The sequence below is a fragment of the Natronococcus sp. A-GB1 genome, from assembly GCF_029688845.1.
Lineage (GTDB): Archaea > Halobacteriota > Halobacteria > Halobacteriales > Natrialbaceae > Natronococcus.
The window spans coordinates 66,149-91,640 of the sequence record NZ_JARUKW010000008.1 but is presented as its reverse complement, the minus strand read 5'-3'; the positions used below and the strand labels follow the sequence as shown (position 1 = coordinate 91,640).

The 25,492-nt window shown below is 65.8% G+C and carries 26 protein-coding genes; 14 read left to right on the top strand and 12 right to left on the bottom strand.

The features are described 5' to 3' along the window. Positions 1-15: 15 nt before the first annotated feature. Positions 16-1,458 carry an O-antigen ligase family protein gene (locus QA600_RS10935; protein ID WP_278291971.1) on the top strand — a complete coding sequence of 481 codons (1,443 nt, stop codon included), beginning with the start codon at positions 16-18 and terminating at the stop codon, positions 1,456-1,458. 64 nt (positions 1,459-1,522) lie between these two features. Here the strand turns inward: QA600_RS10935 and QA600_RS10930 are convergent, their stop codons facing one another. The 5 genes from QA600_RS10930 to QA600_RS10910 all read right to left on the bottom strand — a co-directional run bounded on the left by QA600_RS10930 (position 1,523) and on the right by QA600_RS10910 (position 7,105). Beyond that, the gene (locus tag QA600_RS10930) at positions 1,523-2,752 is read right to left on the bottom strand and encodes an O-antigen ligase family protein (protein ID WP_278291970.1); all 1,230 of its coding nucleotides are present in this window, start codon (positions 2,750-2,752) and stop codon (positions 1,523-1,525) included. 62 nt (positions 2,753-2,814) lie between these two features. Continuing rightward, the gene (locus tag QA600_RS10925; RefSeq protein WP_278291969.1) at positions 2,815-3,717 is read right to left on the bottom strand and encodes a glycosyltransferase family 2 protein; all 903 of its coding nucleotides are present in this window, start codon (positions 3,715-3,717) and stop codon (positions 2,815-2,817) included. Further along, positions 3,714-4,907 (bottom strand): glycosyltransferase, encoded by a 1,194-nt coding sequence (locus QA600_RS10920; protein WP_278291968.1) that lies wholly within the window; start codon positions 4,905-4,907, stop codon positions 3,714-3,716. Before QA600_RS10920 ends, QA600_RS10925 begins: the two co-directional genes overlap by 4 nt. After that, the gene (locus QA600_RS10915) at positions 4,904-6,088 is read right to left on the bottom strand and encodes a glycosyltransferase family 2 protein (protein WP_278291967.1); all 1,185 of its coding nucleotides are present in this window, start codon (positions 6,086-6,088) and stop codon (positions 4,904-4,906) included. Before QA600_RS10915 ends, QA600_RS10920 begins: the two co-directional genes overlap by 4 nt. A gap of 180 nt (positions 6,089-6,268) precedes the next feature. After that, the gene (locus QA600_RS10910; RefSeq protein WP_278291966.1) at positions 6,269-7,105 is read right to left on the bottom strand and encodes a universal stress protein; all 837 of its coding nucleotides are present in this window, start codon (positions 7,103-7,105) and stop codon (positions 6,269-6,271) included. A gap of 359 nt (positions 7,106-7,464) precedes the next feature. Between QA600_RS10910 and QA600_RS10905 the strand changes: the two genes are divergently transcribed. From QA600_RS10905 to QA600_RS10895, 3 genes are all read left to right on the top strand, one after another. Continuing rightward, entirely contained in the window at positions 7,465-7,617 is a 153-nt protein-coding gene (locus QA600_RS10905) for a hypothetical protein (RefSeq protein ID WP_278291965.1), read from the top strand. A gap of 3 nt (positions 7,618-7,620) precedes the next feature. Then, positions 7,621-8,646: a sulfite exporter TauE/SafE family protein gene (locus QA600_RS10900; protein ID WP_278291964.1), complete on the top strand. Its 1,026-nt coding sequence runs from the start codon at positions 7,621-7,623 to the stop codon at positions 8,644-8,646. A 67-nt stretch (positions 8,647-8,713) separates the two neighbouring features. Beyond that, positions 8,714-10,567: a cation:proton antiporter gene (locus QA600_RS10895; RefSeq protein WP_278291963.1), complete on the top strand. Its 1,854-nt coding sequence runs from the start codon at positions 8,714-8,716 to the stop codon at positions 10,565-10,567. A 22-nt stretch (positions 10,568-10,589) separates the two neighbouring features. Here the strand turns inward: QA600_RS10895 and QA600_RS10890 are convergent, their stop codons facing one another. Beyond that, a complete protein-coding gene (locus tag QA600_RS10890; protein WP_345782020.1) occupies positions 10,590-10,871 on the bottom strand; it encodes a hypothetical protein in 282 nt (93 codons plus the stop codon). Between the two features lie 224 nt (positions 10,872-11,095). Between QA600_RS10890 and trxA the strand changes: the two genes are divergently transcribed. The 3 genes from trxA to QA600_RS10875 all read left to right on the top strand — a co-directional run bounded on the left by trxA (position 11,096) and on the right by QA600_RS10875 (position 13,379). Continuing rightward, on the top strand, positions 11,096-11,455 hold the full coding sequence (gene trxA / locus QA600_RS10885; RefSeq protein ID WP_278291961.1) for a thioredoxin: 360 nt from the start codon (positions 11,096-11,098) through the stop codon (positions 11,453-11,455). Continuing rightward, on the top strand, positions 11,452-12,507 hold the full coding sequence (locus QA600_RS10880; RefSeq protein WP_278291960.1) for an FAD-dependent oxidoreductase: 1,056 nt from the start codon (positions 11,452-11,454) through the stop codon (positions 12,505-12,507). The genes trxA and QA600_RS10880 overlap by 4 nt, the downstream gene beginning before the upstream one ends. 167 nt (positions 12,508-12,674) lie before the next feature. Continuing rightward, entirely contained in the window at positions 12,675-13,379 is a 705-nt protein-coding gene (locus QA600_RS10875; RefSeq protein ID WP_278291959.1) for a sugar phosphate nucleotidyltransferase, read from the top strand. On the opposite strand, the gene QA600_RS10870 is transcribed toward QA600_RS10875, so the two are convergent. After that, positions 13,376-14,329, bottom strand: a complete 954-nt coding sequence (locus tag QA600_RS10870) for a radical SAM protein (protein ID WP_278291958.1) — start codon at positions 14,327-14,329, stop codon at positions 13,376-13,378. The two genes, QA600_RS10875 and QA600_RS10870, sit on opposite strands and share 4 nt — an antisense overlap. Positions 14,330-14,715: 386 nt before the next feature. Here QA600_RS10870 and QA600_RS10865 point away from each other — a divergent pair, with 386 nt between their 5' ends. The 3 genes from QA600_RS10865 to QA600_RS10855 are packed head-to-tail and all read left to right on the top strand — an operon-like array spanning position 14,716 to position 17,791. Next, positions 14,716-15,741: a tripartite tricarboxylate transporter substrate-binding protein gene (locus QA600_RS10865; RefSeq protein WP_278291957.1), complete on the top strand. Its 1,026-nt coding sequence runs from the start codon at positions 14,716-14,718 to the stop codon at positions 15,739-15,741. Positions 15,742-15,776: 35 nt separating this feature from the next. Further along, positions 15,777-16,295, top strand: coding sequence for a tripartite tricarboxylate transporter TctB family protein (locus QA600_RS10860; protein ID WP_278291956.1), 519 nt, complete (start codon positions 15,777-15,779; stop codon positions 16,293-16,295). Between the two features lie 2 nt (positions 16,296-16,297). Beyond that, a complete protein-coding gene (locus tag QA600_RS10855; RefSeq protein WP_278292064.1) occupies positions 16,298-17,791 on the top strand; it encodes a tripartite tricarboxylate transporter permease in 1,494 nt (497 codons plus the stop codon). Between the two features lie 78 nt (positions 17,792-17,869). On the opposite strand, the gene QA600_RS10850 is transcribed toward QA600_RS10855, so the two are convergent. From QA600_RS10850 to QA600_RS10835, 4 genes are all read right to left on the bottom strand, one after another. After that, positions 17,870-18,238, bottom strand: coding sequence for a hypothetical protein (locus tag QA600_RS10850; RefSeq protein WP_278291955.1), 369 nt, complete (start codon positions 18,236-18,238; stop codon positions 17,870-17,872). 2 nt (positions 18,239-18,240) lie between these two features. After that, positions 18,241-18,960, bottom strand: coding sequence for a phosphoadenosine phosphosulfate reductase family protein (locus tag QA600_RS10845; protein WP_278291954.1), 720 nt, complete (start codon positions 18,958-18,960; stop codon positions 18,241-18,243). Between the two features lie 448 nt (positions 18,961-19,408). Further along, complete coding sequence (locus QA600_RS10840; RefSeq protein ID WP_278291953.1) at positions 19,409-19,879, bottom strand: twin-arginine translocation signal domain-containing protein; 471 nt, start codon at positions 19,877-19,879, stop codon at positions 19,409-19,411. A 107-nt stretch (positions 19,880-19,986) separates the two neighbouring features. After that, positions 19,987-21,357, bottom strand: coding sequence for a regulatory P domain-containing protein (locus tag QA600_RS10835; protein ID WP_278291952.1), 1,371 nt, complete (start codon positions 21,355-21,357; stop codon positions 19,987-19,989). 324 nt (positions 21,358-21,681) lie between these two features. On the opposite strand from QA600_RS10835, the gene QA600_RS10830 reads away from it, so the two are divergent. The 3 genes from QA600_RS10830 (at position 21,682) to QA600_RS10820 (ending at position 24,650) form a co-directional block, all read left to right on the top strand. Then, a complete protein-coding gene (locus tag QA600_RS10830; protein WP_278291951.1) occupies positions 21,682-22,587 on the top strand; it encodes an alpha/beta hydrolase in 906 nt (301 codons plus the stop codon). Positions 22,588-22,775: 188 nt separating this feature from the next. Beyond that, complete coding sequence (locus QA600_RS10825; RefSeq protein ID WP_278291950.1) at positions 22,776-22,997, top strand: hypothetical protein; 222 nt, start codon at positions 22,776-22,778, stop codon at positions 22,995-22,997. 48 nt (positions 22,998-23,045) lie between these two features. Next, positions 23,046-24,650 carry a cobyric acid synthase gene (locus QA600_RS10820; protein WP_278291949.1) on the top strand — a complete coding sequence of 535 codons (1,605 nt, stop codon included), beginning with the start codon at positions 23,046-23,048 and terminating at the stop codon, positions 24,648-24,650. Here QA600_RS10820 and QA600_RS10815 read toward each other — a convergent pair. Further along, entirely contained in the window at positions 24,638-25,009 is a 372-nt protein-coding gene (locus QA600_RS10815; protein ID WP_278291948.1) for a CopG family transcriptional regulator, read from the bottom strand. The two genes, QA600_RS10820 and QA600_RS10815, sit on opposite strands and share 13 nt — an antisense overlap. 119 nt (positions 25,010-25,128) lie before the next feature. Between QA600_RS10815 and QA600_RS10810 the strand changes: the two genes are divergently transcribed. Beyond that, the gene (locus tag QA600_RS10810; protein WP_278291947.1) at positions 25,129-25,380 is read left to right on the top strand and encodes an MTH865 family protein; all 252 of its coding nucleotides are present in this window, start codon (positions 25,129-25,131) and stop codon (positions 25,378-25,380) included. The last annotated feature ends 112 nt before the right edge of the window (positions 25,381-25,492 follow it).

The following is a 25,492-nucleotide window of genomic DNA, read 5'->3' as shown; positions in this document are numbered from 1 at the left end:
CGAATCTGTAGGACAGTGAGTACCGCTGAGCGAGACCCGGCTACGTCTCCCGTCCGGGGTCCGGAGACCGACCGACTCCTCGAGGGCGCGACCTACGGACTGTTCGCGCTCTACTTGTTTCTGGTTCTCGTCGCACAAGTGACCGACGCGATTCTGGCGTGGCAGCTCTCGGTGGCTGCGATCGTCCTCGGCGCGGTTCTGGGAATTCGGCTCGCCGTCGTTACCTACGATCGTCGGACACACCGGTGGGCAGCGATCCTCTCCGTGTTCGGAATCGCGGCTGTTCTCGCCGGTCTGCTCTACCAGACCAGTTCGCCGGGGTTCGGAGTGGGCTCGAGTCGGGTGCTCGCGATTGGCGTCGCGTTCGTCCTTCTCCTCTCGTTCGTTCTCGTCGTCACCGACGCCAGACAGTACACGGCGGGTCAGTGGGCTGTCGTCGGCTGCTTCGCGGTGATCGTCGGCGTGTATCTCGCACACACGCTCGCGTTCGTTCCCTCGAGCACGCAGTCGCGGTGGCCGGTGTGGGCTGCGACGATGATGGGAACGAGCCTCTTCGTGGTTCCCCGACTCGTTCCCGGGCGGGTGTTCCTTCGCGTCCTCTCGGGATTCGCTGCGATCGTCGTCGCGCTCGGAGTGGCGACGTACGCCGTCGGCGACTACACGCTGTGGATCTTCGAGGTCAGCCGGTACACCGCATCCTCGCCGAGCGTTCCCGGGTTCGATCCGGATATCCTGACGCTGCAGTCGGTCTTCCCGAACCCGAACGGGCTGGGTCTGCTGTCGTTCGCCGGCTTCGTTGCCGCGGTCGTCGAACTCCACCGTTCGCTCGACGAACGACGACCGATCGGCACGCCCGTCGCCGCGGTGCTCGCGGTGACCTGTGGGATCGGCCTCTTCCTCTCGAACGCTCGAGCGGCGATGCTCGCCGCGGCGGTTGCGACGGCGATATACGCCACCTACGCCGTCGGCGACCGAAAGCTCGTCCCGGTCGTGGTCGCGACGACTGTCCTCGGCGTGTTCGGCGTCATCGCCGCGATGGCGCTCGAAGTCGTCGGCATCTCCGCGACGGGTCGGTTCGAACTCTGGGCCGCAAGCCTGAGCGCGATCGGCGACGGTCCTCTCCTGTTCGGCCACGGTAGCGGACCGGCCAGCACCGTCATCGAGCCCTACCTCCCGGGCGAGGGGGCGCCGACGCCACACAACTCGTATCTCTCGGTACTCATCCAGACCGGGCTCGTCGGCGGGCTCGCCTACGTCGGGCTCGTCGCCGGCAGCATCGTCGCGCGCACGGTCGCCTACCGCGAGGTCGACGTCGCGATGCTCGCACTCGCCGTCGGCTGGGCGATCCACCAGTTCTTCGAGTCCTACACCATGTTCGGCTGGTCCATCGGCGCGGTGCTCGCGACCGCTGCCATCGGCTACCTGGTCTTCGGACACCGAGCGGAGCCGCGCCCGTAGCGGCGGCTCGACTCGCTGAGATCGATCGGGAGAGCGTCTCACCCTTGGATTCGCCGCCGCGTTTTCAGGGAAGCGAGACGGATCGAATGGAGGCGAGTCCGCGGCTCCCGACAGTGTAGGCCATCACGCCGACGATCGCGAACAGGAACCGGTTGTCGTTCAGGTCGCCGGTTACCATCGCGTTCACCAGCATGTAGGCGAAGAGGACTCCGAGAACGACGTGGGTCGTCTCCTCGTGCTCGAGCCAGTCCCGAGCGGCGTTTAACAGTGCGTAGCCGAACAGCGCGCCGAGGAGCACGAGCCCGACGATGCCGAGTTCGAACAGCACCTCGAGTACGATGTTGTGCGGGTAGTAGCGGGTGTCGTAGCCCGGATCGATCAGCACCGGCCAGGCACCAAATCCTTCGCCGAAGAGGAGCATGGTCGGATTCAGGGCATCGAACGTGTTTGTCCAGTAACCAAAGCGAAGACCGAGCGAGCGCCCCGGGCCGTCGGCCAGCGTGAGCAGTCGCTGGATGCCCCGCAGTTGCCGGGCGACGGTGGCGAACCCGATCAGTGAGACGAGTCCCACGGCGCTGTACCCCGCCAGCGCGATCCGGCCGTTCGGCAGCGTTCCGAGAACGATTCCCGCGAGAACGAGCAGTCCGATCGAACCGGCGACGGCGACCGTCGGCCCGCGAGCCCCACTCACGAGCAGGGCGTAACTCATCGTGACGGCGCCGAAAAGCGCCGCGATCGTGAGCGTTCGATCCTCTCTCGAGAGGACGAGGTAGCCGACCGCGAGCAACAGTCCGAACCCGATCGCCCGACCGGTTATGAGGTAGTTCGTCCCGAACGGAGAGAGCTCGCCGCCGCCGGCCTGCTGGTATCGGTACAACATCTCGAGGGCGGTGACGAACCCGACGCCCGCCGTGGCGAACCCGGCGTACCGGAGCCGGCGAGACGACGTCGCGACGACGACCGCGCCGGCACCGAGCGCCAGCCCGGTGACGCCGACCAGCCGCAACGACTTGAAGAAGTAGTACTCGGTGCTCGGAGTCCAGAGTCCGGAGAGAACGGCGTAGCCGGCGAAGAGACCGAACAGCGTGGGGATAACGACCGACGGGTGCGTGAGTTCGAGTCGCCCGGTGACGACCAACAGCGCGGAGAGCCCGACGGTTATCCCGCCGAGCAACACCGTCAGATCGATCGGCGACCACTCGAGGTACCAGGCGCTTTTGTACACGCCGGAGAAGACGAACGCGACGTAGCAGACGGCGACGGCGGCATCGAGATCCTCGTCGTGGAGACGCATCTATGGGTAGTATTTGAGTGTCGGTGATGTGTCTTGCCAATTCGAAACCGGTGGGTAGCCCGTCATCGGCCGATGAGACGCTTCACCAGCCGTTTCGCGTCCATCCCAGCGGCGAACGTTCGCGGCGTCACGCAGGTCGCCAGATGGACGTACGGGAGCGGGTTCGTCGGGTGGAGCCTGATCGCTCTGGCGAGCTCCCGTCGCGCTGTCGCCATCTCGCCGCGTCTCGCATGGGTCAACCCCAGCAGATAGTGGTGGTGGGCGTGTCGGCGGTCGGTCAACACGTCGCCGTGGCGCTCGACGAGCTGGGCCTTCCCCTCGCGCCTCGCCCCGACGTCGAGCGAGATCGAGTCCGCCCGACGGTAGTGTCTCGCCAGGATCGTGCCCAGTCCGTAGAGGTCGTACTCCCGAGCCAGCCGCAGGTAGAACTCGTAGTCCTGCGAGGAGGCCATCGCCTCGTCGAGGTCGCCGACGGCGTCGAAGACGGACGCGCGAACCGTCGTCGTGATGAAGCTGCCGGGGACGTTCGCCTCGCCGAGAGCTGACCGCGTCACGCGGCCCTCGTGGGTGGCCTCCGGACCGAGGTACTCCTCACCCCGATAGATGTCGTAGCCGTGGAAGACGCCGCCGTAGGTCTCGGGCAACGACTCGAGGGCGGCGACGCAGGTCTCGAGCTTGCGCGGGTAGTACTCGTCGTCGGAGTCGAGGAAGGCGACGTACTTCCCGGAAGCCGCACGGATCCCCTCGTTTCGGGCGACGTTCGCCCCGTTGTTGCCCTTGAGCCGGAGATACTCGATTCGGTCGTCGTCGTACCCCTCGACGACGGCCGCGGTGTCGTCGGTCGAGCCGTCGTCGACGATCACGTGTTCGAACTGCCCGTAGCTCTGTGCGAGGACGCTCTCGATCGCTCGCGGAAGCGTCTCCGCCCGGTTGTACGTCGGCGTGATAACTGAAACGGTGGTCATTCGTAATCGTCGTCGGTTCGTGCAGTTTCGTCGGTCGGTCCTGCGATGCCATCGGTGTCCGTAGTTCCTGTCAGCTGAGCGTACGCGGCGAGCAGTCGGTCCCGCTCGACCTCCCAGCTGTACTCGGAAACGACCGCCTCGCGTCCGGCGTCGCTCATCGCCTGCTGGGTGTCCGAATCCTCGAGCAGGCGTTCGATCGCCGCCGTCGCCCGCTCGAGGTCGCGTTCGGGAACGGAGACACAGTAGTCCGAATCCGCGTAGGGCTCGAGCGACGGCACCTCGGTCAGCACGACGGGAAGGCCACAGTAGAGGTACTCGAAGAACTTCGTCGGGACGTTGCGCTCGAAGCGCGCCTCGTCGACCAGCAGCAGGCCGATGTCGGCCGCCGAGAGAGAGGAGAAGATCTCGTCGTAGTCGACGTAGCCGAACAGCCGGACGTGGTCGGCGATCCCCGCCTCGCCCATGTACCGTCGGGCCTCGCGCTCGATCTCCTCGTCCTGAAACGGCCCGAGCAGCCAGAGCCCGACGTCGAGCCCTCGCTCCCGAAGGCGGGCGGTAACCTGCAGCATGTTCAACAGCCCCCGCTCCCGGTCGAGTCCGCCGACGTAGGCCAGCACGTGCTCGTGGGTGCGCTCGAGGTCGACCCGGTCGATCTCGATCCCCGCGACTTTCGGCAGGTTCCGGATCGTCTCGACGGGCGTACTCGTTCGCGAGGCGAGGCTCTCCCGGGTGGCGTCGTCGGCCGTGACGACGAGATCCAGCGGTCGGGTCAGCGATCCCTGGATCGCCGGAAACACCCGCTGCAGAACGGGTTTGACGGGATCGGGAATCCACTCGCGGACGCGGATCGCGTCCGCGTAGTCCTCGTGAACGTCGTAGACGACCCTCGCGTCCGTAGTCAGCGACAGCAGGACGCCGATCGGCAACAGCTCCGGGTCGTGGACGTGGTAGACGTCGGCGTCCTCGGCTCGAGCCTCGCGGAACAGCGTCGGCAGGTTTCGCCAGCGCTCGAGCCGGGTGTCGACGTTGCCGACCGAGCGCACGTCGACGTCGTCTCGGACGATCGACTCGTCGTGGTGGACGAGTAGCGTCGTCCGGTAGCCCGCGGCCGACAGCGTCTGTAGTTGCTTGTGGAAGATGCGCGGATCGAACGGGTAGTGGACGGACGAGAGGTGAACGACGTGGGTCATGGTTCGGGGTCCTCGTTCTGGCTCGAGTCTCGAGCGGTCGTGTTCCAGGTGACGATGTTCTCTCGCCGGAGGAAGTTCCACAGGCCGACGAGCATGCCGTAGTTCGCGACGAGGAAGAAGTGGGGAACGTGGACGAGCGTCGGCGGCGAGAGCGAGGTTCGGTCGAGGACGGCGCCGGCGAGGGCGAGGGCGTAGAACGTCAGCTGCGCCCCGAGCAGCGCCAGATAGATGGGACTCGTCGAAACGAGGACGAGCGCGAGGTTCGAGAGGAGGGCGACGGCGAGCAGGATCGGCGAGAGCCATCGGAGTACCTTGTGAGAGAGGAGCTGGAAGGAAAACACCGGGTAGCGAACTGGGTTAAGCAGCCCGGCGTTGTTCGCGACGGTGTGCCACGACCGGGTGACGATCCGACTCCGGCGGTCGAGTTCGTCGTCGACCGTCTCCTCCGTGCTCTCCCAGGCGACCGCGTCGGCGGTGTACGCGACCCGCTCGCCGTTCGCGACGATCGCCAGCGGCTCGGCGAAGTCGCTGATCGCACCTCGCCGAAGGGGGACGTACGACGAGTTGCGGACTGCGTAGATGGCGCCGTTTCCGGTCACCGACGAGCCGACCGCCGACTCGAGGCGTTTGAGCAGCGACTCGTAGCGCCAGTAGATCGACTCCCCGTCGACGTCGCTCGAGTCGCGGTACTTGAGCTCGCCGACGACACAGCCCACGTCGGGGCCGAACGACGCCACCAGCTCGCGGATCGCGGCGGGTTCGTACATGCTATTCGCGTCCGAGAAGACGATAATTTCCTCGTCGACGGCGTCGGCGACCCGGTTCTGACACTCGGTCTTGCCGACCCGCCCCTCGATGCGGACGAGGTCGACCCCCTCGTCGGCGTAGGAGCGAACGATCTCGTCGGTCCGGTCCGAAGAGGCGTCCGAGAAGACGACGATCGAGAGCCGGTCGTCGGGGTACTCGAGCTCGAGGCTGTTCTCGATCTTTTCGGCGATAATACCTTCCTCGTTGTACGCTGCGATAACGAGTGCGACCGAGGGAAGCGAGTCGGGGACCGACGAGTCGGAAGTCGGGGTCAGTCTCGCCAGCAGCGCCAGCAGCGGAATGTAGAGGAAGTACGAGTGAACCAACAGGAGAACGGAGACGACGAGAAGGGCCAAGAGCGTGAGTTCGAGCATGGTGGCGAAACGGACCGTTCAGTGGCGGATCGAAACGAGTATCCTGTCTCCGATTTGCGCCAGCGCCGAGTTCAACCTTCCGACATGGATCGAGCGTCACAGCGCTTCACGGGCCCTTACATTGCAAGCTCGGTGTGGCGAACTCGTTCACACGATACCGGATCGCGAACACGGACGCCGTTACGCTGGCGGGATCAGCATCACGTTCCCGGTTGCTCGAGCGACGAGATCCTCGGAGACGCTGCCCAGCAGCAGGCGGCGGAGGCGGCTGTGCCCTCGGGAGCCGACCAGTACTGTCGTCGGGTTCACCGCAGCTTCCGTGGCGAGAATCTCGTCGGCGGGGTCGCCCCGCCTGACGACGGTTTCGGTGTCGATCCCCCAGTCCTCGAGCCGTGTGGCCAGCTCTCCCAGTCGCTGCTCGGGTTCGTCCACCTCCGGAAGGTCGGGATCTTTCGGGGTCGCGACGTGAACGAGCGTCGCCTCCTGCGTGGCGTGTCGCAGGTACGAGAACGCCTCGAACGCCCGGTCGGCGTTCTCGGAGAAGTCGGTCGCGTACAGCATCCGCTGGAAGAGGTGCTGTTTGAGGACGACGGGATCGTCGACGCCGCGCTCGATCCGGTTGACCAGCAGCGGTGTCTCGGTCGTGCGCGCGAGGTTGCGCGCCGTCGACCCGATGACGCGGTTCTCGAGCGGGCTCTTCCCGCGGGAGCCGACGACCGTGAGACTCGCACCGATCGTACTGGCGATGCCGATGATCCGCCGGTGGGGGGTCCCGCGGACGACGTGGACCTCCACGTCGAACCCAGCGGCTTCGATGACCCGTCGGTACCGTCGAATCGCACGCTCTCGGCGCTTTTCGAAGTCGATTCCAGGCATTCCCGAGTGAACGTTCGACGGGACGACCGTGACCAGGTGGATCTCGTTGATCCCGATCCGACCCAGACAGTCGAGACAGGTCTCGTTCTGTATCGTCGCCTCGCTGGCCGCCGAGAGATCCGTCGCGAATACCGCTTTCATACCTCTAGTACGGGCCCGTCGCTATAATATTGTTTGGGTATTCCAATATCGTGTGGCCGATCGAACGGCGAGCGACGGGCGAACCGGTCCAGCGGAAACGAAGCCGGCGAATCGATCCCCCCGACCGTCGGCGTCCTCGAGAGCGCGTTCGAACGCAGCGCTCGAGTAGCTTCGACCCGCCGGATATGGCCGGTATATCTCCGTAACGTACACAAATATTCTCGTTGGATACGGGTGTGATTCTCTGCAGTAATATTGTTCTTGGATCCCAAAAGCGTTATACACTTACCCCGGGTAGTGAGTACCGAGTAGAAACCCATGACGCACACACAACTGCCGTCGAACGGAGGTCGAGACGAATGATCGAGTCCGCCGGTCTCCCGCCCGTCGTGCAGGCGACGGCCCTCGTCGGCGTCGTCTTCGTGCAGGCCGTCGCCCTCTACGTCGGCTACGGCGTCCTCGAGCGGATCGTCTCGCCGTTGATCGATCGAGTTGCAAACGCGAGCGCGTAATCGATGGAACTCCTCGGTCTTTCCCCGGCACTGCTGGCCCTGTTCGTGAGCTTCGGTTTCATGGTCGGCGTGCTGTTCGGGTTTTTCGGGATGGGCGGATCGTTCCTGATCACGCCGACGCTGCTGATACTGGGCTATCCCGCGCCCGTCGCGATCGGCAGCGGGCTTGCGTTTTATTTCGGCACCTCCGTCATCGCCGTACTGAAACACTACGACGTCGGACAGGTCGACTACAGACTCGGGGCCGTCCTCTTCGTCGTCCTCTCGATCGGGATCGAACTCGGGAGCCGGCTCGTCTTCGGCCTCGAGGCCCTGGGAGTCGCCGAACTCGTCACGGGCGTCGCGTACGTCGTCCTGCTGGCGGGGATCGGACTCCTGTTTCTGCGGCGGGCCTACAGGCTCGAGGACGCCGAGGACGGTGACGACGGAGTCAGCGACGAGGAGATCCCCCCGATCGCCCGGAAGATCCAGTCCTACGAGGTGGCGCCGATGCTCTCGCTGAGCTCCGGCGGACGAGCCTCGCTGTGGACGATCCTCGGTTCCGGCGGCGGCGTCGGCCTCGTCTCGGGACTGATTGGCGTCGGTGGCGGGTTCATTCGGATGCCCGCGATCTACTACCTGATCGGGACGCCGCTGACCGCCGCCGTCGGAACGAGCCTGTTCGCCGGACTGTTCTCGGGTGCGTTCGGCACCTTCACCTACGGGATGTCCGGCGGCGTCGACCTCACGGTCGTCTCCCTGCTGCTGGTCGGCAGCGCGCTCGGCGCGCGGATCGGATCGGCCGCGACCGCGATCGTCGAGGAGGACGACGTGATCGTCTACTTCGGGATCATGATGCTGCTCGCCAGTGCCGGGATCGGGCTCAGCGAACTCGCGAACTGGCTGGGCGTGGGATCGCTCGACGCCCTCAGCGTCGTCCTGCTCGTCGGCTCGTCGTTCGCGGTCGCCTCGATCATCCTCTATCAGGTGCTCGCATCGTCCAAGAAAGCCGAAACCGATACACAGTCGGCGACCGACAGTAGGGGATAACGATGGCCACCGAGCGAGCGAGCAATCGTCGCGTCGTTGCGATCAACCCACATCCGGGTTCCCGCTCGTGACGCTGATCGGCGTCGTCGCCGTCGTGCTGGCGCTCGGGGTCGTCTCTCGAGTCCTCGCGGACCGACTCCGAATTCCGAGCGTCCTGTTTCTGATCCTCGCGGGCGTCGCGATCGGCCCGGAGGGCATCGGCCTCGTCTCGCGGGCGACGTTTGGCGAGGGGCTCCCCGTGATGGTCGGCGTCAGCGTCGCGATCATCCTCTTCGAGGGCGGCTACCACCTCCGCCTCGAGAAGCTCCGGGAGAGCCCGACGGCCCTGCTTCGGCTCACGACGGTCGGCGCGGCGATCACCTGGCTGGGAACCGCGGGCGCCGTCGTCGTCTTCCTCGATACGAGCCTCGAGGTCGGGCTACTGGTCGGCGCCCTGCTGATCGCGACGGGGCCGACGGTGATCGGCCCGATCCTGCAGGTCGTCACCGTCCGGGATCACGTCGCGGCCGTCCTCGAGGGCGAGGGCGTGCTCAACGACGTCACCGCCGCGATCCTGGTGGTCGTCGTCTTCGAGGTGTTGATCGCCGGCGAGGGCGGTCCGCTGCGGCTCCTCGGCGAGTTCGGTGGTCGGCTGGCGATCGGGCTGGCCGTCGGGGCCGTCGTCGCTGGCGCCGTCTGGCTGTTTCTCAGCCGGGGCAACCTCTCGCCCGGCACCGCGCCGCTGCACGCTCGACTGGTCGTCCTCGCCGGGATCGTCGTCGCCTACGGCGGCGCGGAGCTGCTCGCGAGCGAGACCGGGATCGCCGCCGCGGCGATGGCCGGCTTCGCGCTCGGCAACGTCGATCTCCCGCACCACGAGGACGTCGTCGACTTCCTGGACGATCTCTCGGTCGTCGTCCTCTCGTTTATCTTCGTCGCGCTGGCGGCGCTGATCGACTTCGGCGACATCGCGACCCTCGGGCTCGCCGGAGTCGCCGTCGTCGTCGCGATCACGCTCGTGCTCCGCCCGGCGGTGATCTACCTGGCGACGACCGGTGAGCGGTTCACCCGGGACGAGCGGCTCTTTCTCAGCGCCGTCGGTCCCCGCGGGATCATCCCCGCGAGCGTCGCGACGCTGTTTGCGGTCGAACTTCAGACGCTCGGCCAGCCACAGGAGGCCCAGCTGCTGGCCGGCACCGTCTTCCTGATCATCTTCGCGACGGTCGTCCTCCAGGCCGGCCTCGCGCCACAGATCGCGAATCACCTCGGAGTCTCACCAATGCGTACGATAATTATCGGCGGGGGACGGGTCGGCCTCTCCCTCGCAGAACGGCTCGAACAGGACGGAGAGAACGTCCTCGTCGTCGACGAGGACCCGGACGCAGTCGAACGGGTCCGCGAGCGAGGCCTGCGCGCCCTCGAGGGCGACGGCACCGACGCCCACGTCCTCGAGCGGGCGGGGATCGACGAGGCGAAAAACGTCGTCGCGGCGACGCCCGACGACGACGCGAACCTGCTGGCCTGCCAGCTCGCGCGGACCAGCTTCGGTGTCGAGACGGTCGCCTCGCGGGTCAACCAGCCCGGCAACGTCGAGGCGTTCGAATCGCTGGGCGTCCGCGCGATCGACCTCTCGATGGCGACCGCCTGGTCGCTCGAGAACGTCCTCGAGCGGCCGTCGCTGTCGGCGTGGATGAACGAACTCGGCCGAACGGGCGACGTCCAGGAGATCGAGGTGACGGCGACTGATCTCGTCGGAAAGACGATCGCCGAACTCAACGCCGAGATCCCCGACGGCTGTCTCGTCGGGCTGGTGACCCACGGCGACGGGCAGACCGAGGTTCCGACCGGCGACCACGTGCTGCGCGACGGCGACCGGGTCACCTTCCTCGGGCGGACAGAGGCAGTTGACCGCGCAGTCAAGCGGTTCCATCCACACGATTGAGCGGGAGTGACGGAGAGAGGCGCTAGATCGCGTCGTCCGGATCGTGGGCTTCGGCCATCCGGCTCGCCTCCGTCGCGTACTGCTCCCGGAGCTCCGGATCGTCCACGGAGCCGAGGTTCGACGGGGCGACGGTTACCGCGGCCGTCGTCGGTCGGTCGTCTGTGGAACTCGTGAGCGCCCGTTCTTTCCGGAAGTATCGCTCACCGCCGGGGGTTGCGTACACCAGGATGATGAGGTTCTGTTCGTCGTCGGAGTAGGTTCGTTCGACCAGCCAGACGCGAACCGCCTCGGATCGGTCGTTCACGGGTCGTGATACGAGTTCGCCACCCATAATATTTTGCATAAGGCGGACAATATTGACGGAGCTACCGATCGGGAGCTCGAGTATACGACAACGCAATGTTGCCAATTACCGCCTTTTCTCGGAATGATGCTCTCGAGAGAGGTCGATACGATCGGAGATGCATTGTACTGTATTGCACATCACTTACAAAACCTTTAAGCGCCTCCGGTCCGTACGAAGAGGTGATGACAACCGATGCAACCAACCCCTCGGCGGACCGACCGACGAACGAACCGCTCTACGTCGACGGCGAGGACGACCTCGAGACGATTGTGAGCGAACGTGACGTCGTGCTCGTGGACTTCTACGCCGAATGGTGTGGTCCCTGCCAGATGCTCGAGCCCGTCCTCGACGGGCTGGCCGCCGAAACGGCCGCGACGATCGCGAAAGTCGACGTCGACAGCAACCAGCAACTCGCCGCGACGTACGGCGTCCGCGGCGTTCCCACGCTGCTCGTGTTCGCCGACGGCGAGCAGGTCGAACAGCACACCGGCGCCCTGCCGGCCGACCGCCTCCGCAGTCTGATCGAGCGATACACCGAATGAGCGAGGACGCGAGCGCGACCGTTCGAGACGTCGTAATCGTCGGCTCCGGCGTCGCCGGTCTCTCGGCCGCCGTCTACGCCGCGCGGGCTGACCTCGAGCCGCTCGTCCTCGAGGGGCCCGAGCCGGGCGGCCAGCTCACCCTGACGACCGACGTCGAGAACTACCTCGGGTTCCCCGAGGGCGTCGGCGGGATGGAGCTTATCCAGCGCGGGAAGGAACAGGCCGAGCGCTTCGGCGCCGACTTTCGCCACGGAACCGTCGAGGACGCGGCGCTCGAGGATCGCCCGTTCGAACTCGAGCTTGCGGACGGCGACGTCGTTCGGACGCGGGCGCTGATCGTCGCGACTGGCGCCAGCGCCCGCTGGGTCGGCGCCGACGGCGAGGACGAGCTGATGGGCTACGGCGTCTCGACGTGTGCGACCTGCGACGGCGCCTTCCACCGCGGCGACGACGTCCTCGTGATCGGCGGGGGCGACTCGGCGATGGAGGAGGCGCTGTTCCTCGCGAAGTTCGCCGACTCGGTGACGGTCGTCCATCGGCGCGACGAGCTTCGCGCCTCGGACATTATGGCCGAGCGAGCCCGTGACCACGAGCGAATCTCGTTTCGCTGGAACGCGGAGCTGCTCGAGATCCATGGCTCCCGGGAGAAGGGGGTCACCGGCGCGACGCTCGTCTCACATCCCGACGGCCACCCGACCGAGAAGCTCGAGGCGAGGGCGGCGCCACGGGCCGCAAACGGAATCGTCGAGGAGACCGTCGACGTCGGCGGGATCTTCTACGGTGTCGGCCACGTTCCGAACACCGAGTTCCTCGAGGGCACCGGCGTCGAGCTCGCCGATTCGGGCCACCTGGAGACTGTCGAGGGGATGACGACCAAGACCGCGGTCGAGGGCGTCTTCGGCGCGGGTGACGTAATGGATCCCGACTACCGCCAGGCGGTGACCTCGGCGGGTACCGGAAGCATGGCCGCTCTCGACGCTGAGACGTGGCTCGAGTCACAGTCCGTTCGTTCGGGGTCTCGAGCCCTCGTGGGACCGACCGCACAGTCGTGAAAACGGTGGGGGAGTTGCAGTCGGCAGAGATGCATGGGGTGCGGTGTCGGTGACTCCGCCGGCTGCAATTCAAGGTAAAAACTATTGTAATAAATACTTTCTCTTTTCTTACTAATTTGACGAACGAAAGCCTACGACTTTAACCGGAGAGTGCGATATCGGTTCGCATGAAGGGAGTCGTCCCCGCGGCCGGGAAAGGAACGAGACTGCGTCCGCTGACCGACGAGAGACCGAAGGGGCTCGTCGAGGTCGACGGGCGACCGATCCTGACCCACGTCTTCGAGACGCTGCTCGAGGCCGGGGTCGACGAACTCCTCGTCGTCGTCGGCTACCGCAAGGAGGCAATCGTCGACCGCTACGGCGACGCCTACGCGGGCGTCCCGATCAGCTACCTCCACCAGCGCGAACAGCGGGGGCTCGGTCACGCGGTCTCGCTGGCGGAACCGCACGTCGACGGCCCGTTCGTCGTCCTCAACGGCGATAACGTCTTCCGGGGCGGGATCGGGCCCGCCCTCGAGCGCGTCGAGTCCACGGACGCGGAGGGTGCACTGCTCCTCGAGGGGGTCGACCCGGAAGCGGCCCGGGAAACCGGCGTGGTCGACGTCGAGGACGGCCAGGTCAGGGAGATCGTCGAGAAGCCCGACGATCCGCCGTCCCGTCTGGTGACGACCGGCTGTTACGTCCTGCCACCGGAAATCTTCCACGCGCTCGCGCTCGCACAGCCGTCAGACCGCGGCGAGTACGAACTCAGCGAGGCGGTCGGCCTGCTGGCCCGGGCGGGTCGACGTGTCGACGCCGTCCGGCTACCGGGCGAACGGATCAATATCAATGCGCCCGAGGACGTCGAGCGGGCCGAACAGCTGGTCGATTAGCGCCCGGCCAGCATCGAGCGATCGAGGTAGAGTCGCTCGAGGCCGACGTCGCGAGCGTGGTCGACCACCGCGGCGTACTCCTCGGCGGTGATCGGACGGTCGATCTCCGCGTAAAACTCCTCCTCGGCCGCCTTGTAGTGGGGTTGGTACTGCGCCATCACGTCGACGAACGTCCCCGTCGAGATCTCGGCGGCGAGAAACTCGAGCACCCGCTTCGCGCTCTCGATGTGATTGGGCATGACGAGGTGGCGCACGAGGAGCCCGCCCGTCGCGAGCCCGGTGTCGTCAAGCCGGAGGTCCCCGACCTGTCGATGCATCTCCCGCAGCGAGTCGGTGACGTTCGACCAGTAGTTCGGCGCCTTCGAGTACGTCGCCGCGGCGGCGTCCTCGCCCCACTTTACGTCGGGCATGTAGATGTCGACGATCCCCTCGAGTCGCTCGAGGATCTCGGGTCGTTCGTACCCGCCACAGTTCCAGACGATCGGCAGGTCCAGCCCGGCCTCGGTGGCGATCCGGACGGCCTCGACCAGATGCGGGGAGTGGTGGGTCGGCGAGACGAAGTTGACATTGTGACAACCTCTGGCCTCGAGCTCGAGGGCCATCTCGGCGATCTCCGCGGGCGTCGCCGGCTCACCGTGGGCCTCGTGGCTGGTCTCGAAGTTCTGGCAGAAGACGCACTTCATATTGCAGTTCGCGAGGAAGATCGTCCCGCTCCCGTTGTGGCCGCGCAGACAGTCCTCTTCGCCGAAGTGCGGAAAGTACGTCGAGACGTACGCGGTGTCGTCGACCTGGCAGGTGCCGACGTGACCGGCGGTTCGGTCGACCCCGCAGTCGTACGCACAGAGGTCGCAGTCGGCGTAACGCTCCCAGAGATCGTCGACCCGCGCCTCGAGGGTCTCGGGCGAAAGCGAGCGCACGTTGGGCGTCGTCGCCGGTGAACCGGATCCCATGTGAGAACGTATCGCTATCTGGTGGCAAGTCCTTGTTGCAAGGTGTCACGGGCCGCGATATTCGGTGCTATCTATCGATCGATAGGTCGGAGTCTCCCGAAACGACCTCGAGAGTCCAGATCGGACTCGCCGCGAGGTTCGCTATCGCGGAATCCTTCATGATCGTTTCCGCATACGCAGGCAGAACCCCCAACTCCGAAAGCGGACTATCCGTACACGTACACGAAATAACATTTAGGGGCGACGAACGACCGTCCCGACGGGTCGTCGCGATCGTCGATTCCGTCGGAGGGGCGTTCGATTCGGTAGCTATCGGACGAGAATCGACCCGAGAGAGTCCCCGACCGGGTCGGTGCGACGGCGTCAGGGGACGGACAGACCAGACAATGGCACTCACAGATCTCGGTAGGCGGGAGTTTCTCGCGGCCGGCGTCACGGGACTCTCCGTAACGGCAGCGTACGGCGCCGAAGCGTTCGGCGTCACCGAACGGTTCGACGAGGCGAGAGTTACGGCGGTCGTTCCCTGGGCCCAGGGCGGGGGAACCGACCGGGCGATGCGGATCACGACGCCGGCATGGTCCGATCGGCTCGGTATCGAGTTCGTCGTCGAGAACTACCCCGGCGGTTCGACCCAGGTCGGCGGCGAGGAGCTGTACAACGCCGACCCGGACGGCACCACGGTCGCGATGTGGAACATGCCACAGATGCAGGCGACGTGGCTGTTCCAGAACGCCCCCTACGGGATGGAGTCGTTCGACTATCTCGGCACGCACCACTGGGACCCGACGATGTGGTTCGCCCCACCGGACCGACCGTACGACGACCTCGAGGAGTTCGTCGAGTACGCCCGCGAGGACGGCGCGACCGTCGGAATCACCTCGGCTATCGGAAACACGGCGCTGTCTGCGCTGCTGGTCGAGGACACCTACGACCTCGAGCTGACGGTCGTCAACATGGAGGGCGGAGCGGAGGTCCGCCAGGCCGTCCTCGCCGGCGACGTCGATGCGGGCGTCAACCAGCCGTGGGCGTTCAACCCCGACCACGTCGACGACGTGCTCGCGCTGGGATCACACACCGCCGAGCCACAGGTGCTGTGGCCCGACACGCCGTCGTTCGCCGACCTCGGTCTCGAGGAGGTTCCCCTCGTCGAGGAAGGACTCGGCCAGTGGAAGCTCATGGTGGTTCCCGGCGGGCTCCGGGAGAACCACCCCGAACAGTTCGAGCGCCTCGCCGAGACCTACGCCGCGGCTCTCGAGGACGAGGCGTTTCTCGCCGAGGCCGAAAACCAGGGCGGTCTCGACGAGATCCTCGAATACCACGGCCCCGACGAGACCGAGGCCGAAGTCGAAGAGACCTCACAGTTCATGGAAACGTACGCCGACGTGGTCGAGAACTTCATCTACGATCGATAACGACGATGACGAGAATCACGCCGCCGACGATGACGATGAGTACCGGTTCGCGAACGCTCGAGGTCGACACGGGCGAGCTACTGTTTCCGGGGCTCGTCCTGGCGTTCTGCCTGTTCTACTACTGGGATACGCGCGCGCTGCCCGAGCTCTCGATGCTGTACGCGGGGCCACTGCTGTACATAACTATCGCGCTTGCGGTCATGACCGTGGCGGTCCAGGCCGTCTCCGTCGGCAACGGTAACGACGACGATGGCAGCGACGACGGCGACACCGGCGTCGAGAGCGCGGCGGCCGCGTTCGACCCCGACACCGATCTCGAGGACGACGGGGAGGCCGTCTTCACCGTGCGAAGCGCGGCGGTACTGATCGCGTTGACCGCCGGCTACATCATCGCACTCGAACCGATCGGCTTTCTCGCCACGACGGTCGCCTTTCTCGCGGCCACGCTGTACCTGTTCGGCGAGCGCAACCCGCTCGCACTCGCGGGGTACTCGCTGGGCTTCGCGATCGGCGTCTGGCTCGTGTTCGTCCAGTGGCTGATGATTCCCCTGTGACCATGCTCGGAGTGCTCTTTCCCGCGGCGATCGACGGCGCGTTCGGCATCCTCTCGAGCCCGTACGTATTGTTCGCAATCCTGTTGGGAACGGCAGTCGGGATCGTCTTCGGCGCGATTCCCGGGTTCTCCGCGACGATGACGATCATCCTCTTTACCCCGGTGACGATCCCGTTCGAGCCGACCGTCGCGTTGATCTTTCTGGTCTCGGCCTACGGCGGGGCCATCTACGGCGGCTCGATTCCGGCGATCCTCATCAACACCCCCGGTGCGCCGGGTTCGATCGTCACCTGCTGGGACGGGTACGAACTCACGAAACAGGGCCGGGCGATCTACGCGCTCGCCGTCTCGGCGATCGTCTCGGGACTCGCGGGACTGATCGCGGCGACGTTCCTGCTCGTGTTTGCCCCGCCGATCTCCGACTTCGCGCTCAACTTCGGCAACCCGGAGATGTTCCTGCTCGCGGTGTTCGCCCTGACGATCATCCCCGCGGCGAAGGGCTCGTCGCTCTCGAAGGCCCTGCTGGCCGGGGCGTTCGGGCTGCTGATCGGAACGATCGGGAACGATCCCCAGCTCGCCCAGCCCCGCGCCACGTTCGGCCAGACGGCGCTGCTCGAGGGCGTCGACTTCGTCGTCGTCCTCATCGGGCTGTTCGTGCTAGCGGAGGTGTTCTGGTTAGCCTACCGCGGAACCGTCGTCACCAGTGGGAGCACCGTCCAGCGCGGGGCCTCCGAGGTGTACGACGCGGCTCGAGCAGTCGTCTCGCGGCCGGTCGGGTTCGTCCGCGGCGCGCTCATCGGGACGTTCATCGGCTCGCTGCCCGGCGCCGGCGCCGACGTGGCGAACTTCGTCTCGTACAACGAGGCTAAGCGCTGGGCGAACGACGAACTCGCCGACCGGTTCGGCACCGGAATCATCGAGGGCGTCATCGCGGCGGACTCGAGCAACAACGCCACCCAGGGCAGCGCCCTGATCCCGACGCTCACCCTCGGCATCCCCGGCAGCGGCGCGACGGCGGCGCTGCTGGGTGCGATCGCGTTGCACGGACTCAACCCCGGTCCCGGCTTGTTCGACGCCTCGGGCGACATCGTGTACGCGATGATTCTCTCGCTGTTCGTCGGCAACGTCCTGATCCTCGTCTACGGACTCGCCGGCTCACAGTACTTCGGGAAGCTGGCATACATTCCTATTCGCTATATCATTCCGTCGGTCGCGGTGCTCGCGGTCGTCGGCGGCTTCGCCGTCCGGAACGCGCCCGTCGACCTCTACATCGTACTCCTGTTCGGGCTGCTGGGCGTGTTGTTCGTCGTCTACGACTACCCACTGGTCAGCCTCGTGCTGGGGGTGATCCTCGGAGACATCGCCGAGTCCGGGTTCGTCACCGGCTGGCTGCTGACCGGGGAGAGCGCCACCGCGTTCCTCTTTAACAGCTCCATCGCGGTCGGCCTGCTCGCGCTCATCGCACTCTCGCTGGTCGTGACCGCGATCAAGAACTGACGGGCAAACGCCCGTCGCTACTCGGTTCGAAGCGGATCGAAAGAACGTCGGCGATCAATCACGACGCGGTACGACCGACTACGTCGCGTCGGCGACCGCGACGACCTCGTCGGAGCGCTCGAGGTCGCCGAACTCGTTCTCGGCGTGCTGGTCGTGGAACTCGAGGCGGGAGCGCGTCCAGGAGTCGGGCTCAAGCTCCTCGGCGGCGATAACGCCCTCTCGAGCCGGCAGATCCAGTTCGTCGACTGCCTCGTCGTCCGCCAGCACCGAGTAGCGGATGCTGCCGCCCTCGACGCCTCCCTGGACGGAGCTGGGGAGGTGCAACGGGCGCCTGATCGAGACGGGCAGTTCAGTCTCCTCGTCCAGATAGAGGACGACCTCGTCGTCGTCGGTTCGCCTGAGCAGGTGATCTACGATCTCGTCCGGGGACTGTCTGTCGACTGTCATCGTCAGTCGCTGGCCTCCTCCGGTTCCGTCCCGTCGCCGACCCGGCGGATGCTGTCGTAGGCAAAGAGCGAGTCACCGTCGAGGGTACACTGCTTACAGCCGAGGCACTCGAACCCCTCGTCGTAGAGGTCGTTGTAGGGGATCTCTCGGCGCTCGTGGTACTCCCAGACGTCCTCGGTCGTCCAGTGGACGATCGGGTTTATCCGCGTTACCGCCTCTTTCTCCTCGAAGAAGTCGAGGTGCTTTCGCCACTCGTAGCTCCCCTCGCCCTCGCCGTCGTCGAGCCCCTCGTCCATCCGGTAGCCGGTGATCCAACCGTCGTAGCCGTCGACCATCCGCTCCATCGGCGCCGACTTGAGCGTCTGACAGCAGAGTTCGGGCTTGCGCTGGTTCACGCGCGGACCGTGTTCGGCGACGAGTTCCTCGTAGCTCGAGTCGGGTTCGTACGTCTCGAACTCGACCCCGTAGCGGTCCTCGAGGGTGGCTTTCATCTCCCAGGTCGACTCGAAGTGGTTGCCGTGGTCGAGAAAGGAAAGGGTGACGTCGTTCTCGAGGTCGGCGTCCGATCTCGCGAGGAGATCGAGAACGGCGTTCGAGTCCTTTCCGAAGCTGCAGGTGAAGGTCGGATCGTCGAACCTGTCCCACGCCTCGTCGAGCACCTCGAGGGACTTCTCGAGCTTTTCGTCGAAGCTAGCGGATTCGATATCGATCTCAATCGACATTGGCTGGGAGGGTGAAACGACTGTACTGAACGCGTCGGTGCGACGGATTGTGGATCATAGTACGTGTTGGTTCCGAAGCGTCTTAGGACATCATCGGGCTACGCAAGTGCATTGTGCCTGCAGATCCGGGCGACTCGAGTAGCGGGTCAGCGGCGCCGAAAGCGGCAGTCTCGACTGATTCGGGACAGGGAGAGATCGTCGCGGGTGTAACTAAAATGCTATCCGTGGGAGAGTGGTCGGGGAACTGGCGAGGCTCCGACTCGAGGGGGCGTCTCGCGTGAACACGACCGGTGAGATCGGTAGCTGAACCACGAATGGTGGATTTTCCGCCGACTGGCCCGATCGGTGTCGACAGGGGGATCGGGTTCGCCCGTTCGCGCGATCCCTCGCAGGTCAGGCCCAGCGGGGATCGATCGTGGACCGACGCCGAAAGAGTCGGTCGACGCCGTTACTCGACGACGAGGTCGCCGATCTGGTTCGCCTCGTGGTACTCGCAGACGTAGGTTACCATCTCGGGCTCGGCCGTAAACTCGAGCGAGTCGCCCTCGCCCTCCTCTTCGACGCTGTCGGTCGCCAGATCGTCGACGAGTTCGTCGTCCTCGTCCCAGATCTGGAGGTCGTGGGTGATGCCGTCGGCGTTGATCCACTCGATCGTGTACTCCTCGCCCTCCTCGAGGACGAGCGTCGGGTTCTCCTCCTCTTCGATTTCGCTCGGCTCGAGGCCCTCCCAGTGCGAGGAGTAGCCGTCGAGGACGATCTCGGTGCCGGCCTCGATCTCGAACTCGCCGTCGGCGCCGTTGCCGTTCTCCTCGTCATCGTCGTCCCCGTTATCGTCGTCGCCGGCACAACCGGCAAGCGCGATGGCGAGCGTCGATGCTCCCACGGCCTTCAGTACTGTTCGGCGTGTATGATCGGTCATGGTCTTCGTTCCGGTGTAACTGCCCACGCATGTTCAAAAGTAGAGCCAGTTCCCGAAGGTTGGGAAATTCGAACGAGTGGGACCGAGCGCCGCTCTCGGCGAGGGTGTTATCGGTCGTGAGCGTCGTCGATCGCCTCCGCGTCGTCCGATCGAATCGACTCGAGGTCGTAGTGGCCCTCGGGGCCCGCGTTGTCCTCGCCTCGAGCCGGCTCGGCCGACAGCTCGAGGACGTGTGCGCCGCTGACGCTGTCGCTGACGAGGACGAACTTGCGTTCGTCGTTGTAGACGGCGCTCCAGGCGAACGGCGGCGTCGACGGGGCGACCGTCTCCTCGAGCGCCTCGGCCTCGTCGACGCCACCGAGAGTCGCGAATCGCTCGGTCGGCACCGGGCTCGTCGGATCCGTCACGTTCGCAACCCACGCACCCTGGCGGTAGCCGCCGTCGACGAGCAGCGCCTCGTCATCGGTGTGGACGAGGTCGTGAAAGTGGGTCGTCCACCAGAACGACTCCGAGGAATCCATCTCGCGTGCGTCGGGCGCGTGCATGAACCCGATCGGCTCCGGATCGTCGAGCGAGCCCTCGTCCCACCCGATGTCGAAGACGTGCTTTCCGCCGGGGACGCCGGTTTCGACCTCGTCGCCGACGATCACGAGATCGCGCTCGGGATCGGGGTGGGCCTGGTGGCAGAGTTCGAACCCCGGCTCGCCGATCGTCTCGTAGTCGGGCCGATCGGCGTACTCGAAGTGGCTCCGCACCGTCGGCCGCAGCGGGTCGTCGACGTCGTAGACGACGTACCCCTCGCCGGGACCCATGATGTACGCCGCGTGCAGGACCTCCCGGACCGGATCGTACTCGAGGTCGTGACAACCGCCCGCGGGGCCGACAGCGTCGACGAGCTCGGGCGCCGCGGGGTCGCCGACGTCGACCGTGATGACGCCGACGTCGACGTTCGGATCGAGGTCGACGAGGTAGAGTACGGGCTCTTCAGGGTGGGTAGTCAGCTTGTGGACGCCAGTGTTCGGCGTCTCGAGTCGGGCGATCCGCTCGGGTTCCGTCGGGGTCCCCTCGGCCCAGCCGAAGTCGATCACCTCGAGTCCCTCCAGTCCGTTCGCGCCGCCGGCCTCCTGTGACCGGTAGTAGAGCCCCTCCCGAAGCGCGTCGAACTTGACGTCGTTCGACCGCGTCTCCGGGTTCGCGCTCTCGAATTCGTGGGCCACCGTTGGCTCGTCGAGTTCCGAGAGGTCGACGAGCGTGCTCGCAACGTCGCTTTCTGCCGTCGGGAAGCTCCCGAGGACGCCCCACCGACCGTCGTCGGTGGCGTGACCGAAAGTATACATCGGTGATTCGTTCGCGCGCGCGTAGCTTCGGGGGTCGATACGGCCGGGCTCGCCGTCCTCGCCGTCGGCCGAACAGCCCGCGGTCGGGAGCGACAGCGAGAGCGCGGTGCCGGCGGTTGCCAGGAGTCGGCGGCGGTTCATACCCCTACTCCGGACACCGCGGGAAAAAGCGTTGTTCCCGCCAGTGACTCGTCCACGAGGTCCCGTGACGCGATTTTCGGGCGGCCGACGAGTGCGACTCGAGCGTCCCACGAGTGGGGTTTCCGGGCGTCACTGATACGGATTGCTGTACCGATGTCCCGGCGCAACCGACGCACGGGTCGCGGTTACGCCGGTACTGACGTACAGTAAACCGTATGAGGCCCCACAGTTCACCGATCGTGCGGGTGTATGAATCGTGATGGCGACGCCATCTCCTCGAGCGCCGCCAGTGTACTTATGTTGTCAATCGCACAGTAGCAGCATATGACAGTCACCCTCGAGACCGTCGACCTCCCGAACGGCGAGACGATCGGCTACCGCGAACGCGACGGCGGGTCGGTTCCGGTGGTCCTGCTCCACGGGAACATGACCTCCTCGAAACACTGGGACGTCGTCCTCGAGGCGATCGACGACCGCTACGCGCTGTACGCGATGGATATGCGCGGGTTCGGAGAATCGAGCTACGAGGAACCGATCGACTCGCTCGCGGATTTCGCGGCGGACCTTGCGCTGTTCGTCGACGAACTCGGCCTCGAGCGGTTCCATCTCTGGGGGTGGTCGACTGGCGGCGGGGTCGCGATGGAGTACGCCGCTGCCCACCCCGACCGGGTTCGCAAACTGGTTCTGCTCGCGCCCGCCAGCACGCGTGGGTATCCGATCTACCGAAAGGACGAGAACGGGAATCCGACCGACGAGGTGCTCACCACGCGCGAGGAGATCGCGCGGGATCCCGTCCAGGTCGCGCCCGTCCTCGAGGCCTACGAGCGGGAGGATGCGGCGACGATGAAAGCGATCTGGAACCAGCTCATCTACGTCAATGACGAACCCGACCCCGAGCGCTACGACGAGTACGTCGCGGACATGTTCAGCCAGCGGAACCTCGTCGACGTCGACTACGCCCTCACGCGGTTCAACATGAGCGACGAGCACAACGGCATCGTGGAGGGCTCCGGACGGGCCTCCGACGTCGAGGCCGACACACTCGTCTTGCGCGGCGAGGACGACCTGGTCATCACCGAGGCGATGATCGAGGAGACGCTTGCGGACCTGGACGAGACGGCGACGTTTGTCGAACTAGAGGACTGTGGCCACTCGCCGCTGATCGACGACCGTGACCTGCTGCTTCGGGAGGTCGAGTCGTTCCTCGAGGGCAGAGACGGTCTGCCGTAACGATCTGCCGGCGTAACCGCATGACGGCTCACGGTTGTGAGGGAAAGATTTCCAGCAGCCCGTACGGGTCAGAACGGCAGTCACTGATCGGATTCGATCCCGTCGATCCGGGAACCTGTCTGGAGGGGTGAAAGCGCCTTTCGACTGCAAGGGGAGGGAAAACCCGAAACCCGTGCAATGTGAGACGTATGAAGGTCGTCTACAAACCGGGCAACGCCTACGAGGAGATCAACTGCTTCGACTTTCGGGAGTACGAACACGGCGTCGTCCTCCACGACGAGGAGGGGTACAACATCGGCTACGTCCCCCATGAGATCCTGAGTCACATCGAGCCCCACTCCGCGGAGGAGGTCGACTTCGCCGATGGCGGGTTCGACGAGGAGTCGGACAGCGAGGACGAAGAGGAGTAATCGCTCGAACCGACAGGACGATACCCTGCCCCGCTCGAGTTCGAGGCAATGACGCGGACGCTTCTCGTCGCCGGCACCGCGAGCCATGTCGGCAAGTCGACCGTGGTCGCGGGCCTCTGTCGACACCTCGCTGACCGAGGCGTCTCGGTCGCGCCGTACAAGGCACAGAACATGAGTAACAACGCCCGCGTTGTGGTCCGGCCGGAAACGAGCGACGACCCGGACGCGGGCGGCACGAGCGACGGGAACGATCGGTGGGGCGAGATCGGCGTTTCCCAGTTCGTTCAGGCTCGTGCGGCCAGAATTGCGCCGACGACAGACTGTAACCCCGTCCTGTTGAAACCCCGCGGCGACGGCGAGAGTCAGCTCGTGGTCGGGGGTCGAGCCCGCGAGCACGTTCCCGCGAGCAGCTACTACGAGGAGTACTGGCACGAGGCCCGCGAGGCGGCCAAGGATTCCCACCGTCGGCTCGAGACGGATCACGACGTGATCGTCGCAGAGGGCGCGGGCAGCATCGCCGAGATCAACCTCCACGACCGGGATCTGGCGAACCTCGAGACGGCCCGCTTCGCCGACGCCGACGTCCTTCTGTTGGTCGACATCGAGCGCGGCGGGGCCTTCGCGAGCCTCTACGGCACGATCGAGCTGCTGCCCGACGATATCCGCGAACGGGTCGTCGGTGCCGTTATCACGAAGTTCCGGGGCGATCCTGCGCTGCTCGAGCCCGGCATCGCCGAGATCGAGTCCCGAACCGGGGTTCCGATCCTCGGCGTGCTCCCCTACGACGATCCGGGGCTGCCCGAGGAAGACAGCGTCGGCCTGCCCGGCCCGGGCGAGCGGGGCGTTCTCGGCGACGACGACGGCGTCCCCGCAGAGCGGCGACTGACGATCGCGGTGCCTCGACTTCCGCGGCTCTCGAACGCGACCGACCTCGAGGCGCTTTCGGCCGAGCCCGGCGTTTCAGTCGAGTTCGTTCCCCTCGAGGAGACGATCGCGTGGGACGAGGATCCGGATCCTCTGGCCGACGCGGACGCGGTCGTCCTCCCCGGAACGAAAAACACCGTCGACGACCTGCGGGCGCTCCGGGCGTCGGCCGTCGGGCCGGCCCTCGAGCGGTTCTCGGGGCCGGTCGTCGGCCTCTGTGGCGGCTATCAGCTACTGGGCGAGCGGATCACGAACGCCGCGCTCGAGGGCGTCGGCGACGAGGAGGTCCTCGAGGCGCTGGGCCTGCTCCCGGTCGAAACGCGTTTCGAACCCGAGAAGCGCCTCGAGCGGACCGCCGTGACCGTCGACGGCTCAGCCTCGCCGCTGCTCGCGGCCGCCGACGGCGCCACGGCGCGGGGGTACGAGATCCACGCCGGCCGCACGCGAGCGCTCGAGGAGATCGATCGACCGCTCGGCGAGACCGGCGTGGCTCGCGGCACCGTCCTGGGAACCTACCTCCACGGACTGTTCGATTCGGCGCCCGTTCGGGAGGCGTTTCTCGAGGCCGTCGCGGACTCGACGGGGATCAACCGCCCCGACGGTGGATCGGCCGAGGACGGAACGGGCGGACGACGCCCCGCGGATCGGGCCGCGTCGCTGGTCGCCGGGAACGTGGCACTTGAGAAACTGGGTGCGCCGTTCGATACGCAACGAGACTACGTGCGGTAGGTGCCGAGTAGCTCCTCGAGCACGAGACACTCCTGTTCGGTCGGTTCGTAGTGGTCGTCGATGAACTGCTCGGCCGCCTCGTACTCGCCACGGAGTCCGTGTTTGCGGACGGTGATGACCGCTTCGAGGAAGCGGGTGCCGCCGTCGGCGGCGGACTCGGTTTCCTCCGGGATGTCGAGTTCGGCCTTGATCTCGTCGAAGTTGAAGGTCTCGACGTCGTGGTCCGGATCGACGAGTGTGAGCACGTACTCCGCGGAGAAGCGGTAGAACTCGGACTTGCTCTCGAACATACCGTCGTCGACGAGGGCGTCGATCTGATCGACGACCGCGTCCGGATATCTGACGGTATCTTTCGCCATACCGAAACCCTTCATACCGGCGACTCATTACTGTTTCGGGCGTCGAGAAACGAACGCGCAGTCAGCTGCTTGGAGTTCACAACAGGTTTATTATTTATCATCCGCAATAGGGGGACGCGATGGCAGACGAATCCGAACTCCGTGACCAGATGATCGACGCGTTCGAAGGCGCAGACTACCCCATCTCGAGCCCGATGGACCTCGTTCCGGCCCTCCCGAACGGCCCCGGAACGAAGTTCGAATCGGGCGACTTCTCGATGACCGCGATGGAGCTCAACACCAAAACCTCGGGCGGGGATTTCCCCTACGAGAACCCCGAGTCGTTCGTCGACGACATCATCGAGGATCTCAAGGAACAGGGCGAACTCTAAACCGACGCGATTCCCGCAGCTCGACTTCTCCTGACCGAGCCGTCGATCGTGGTCGGTCGAGACGACTTCTCCCGGCTATGAGTGGTACGAATGGCAAGCACTTACATCGCTG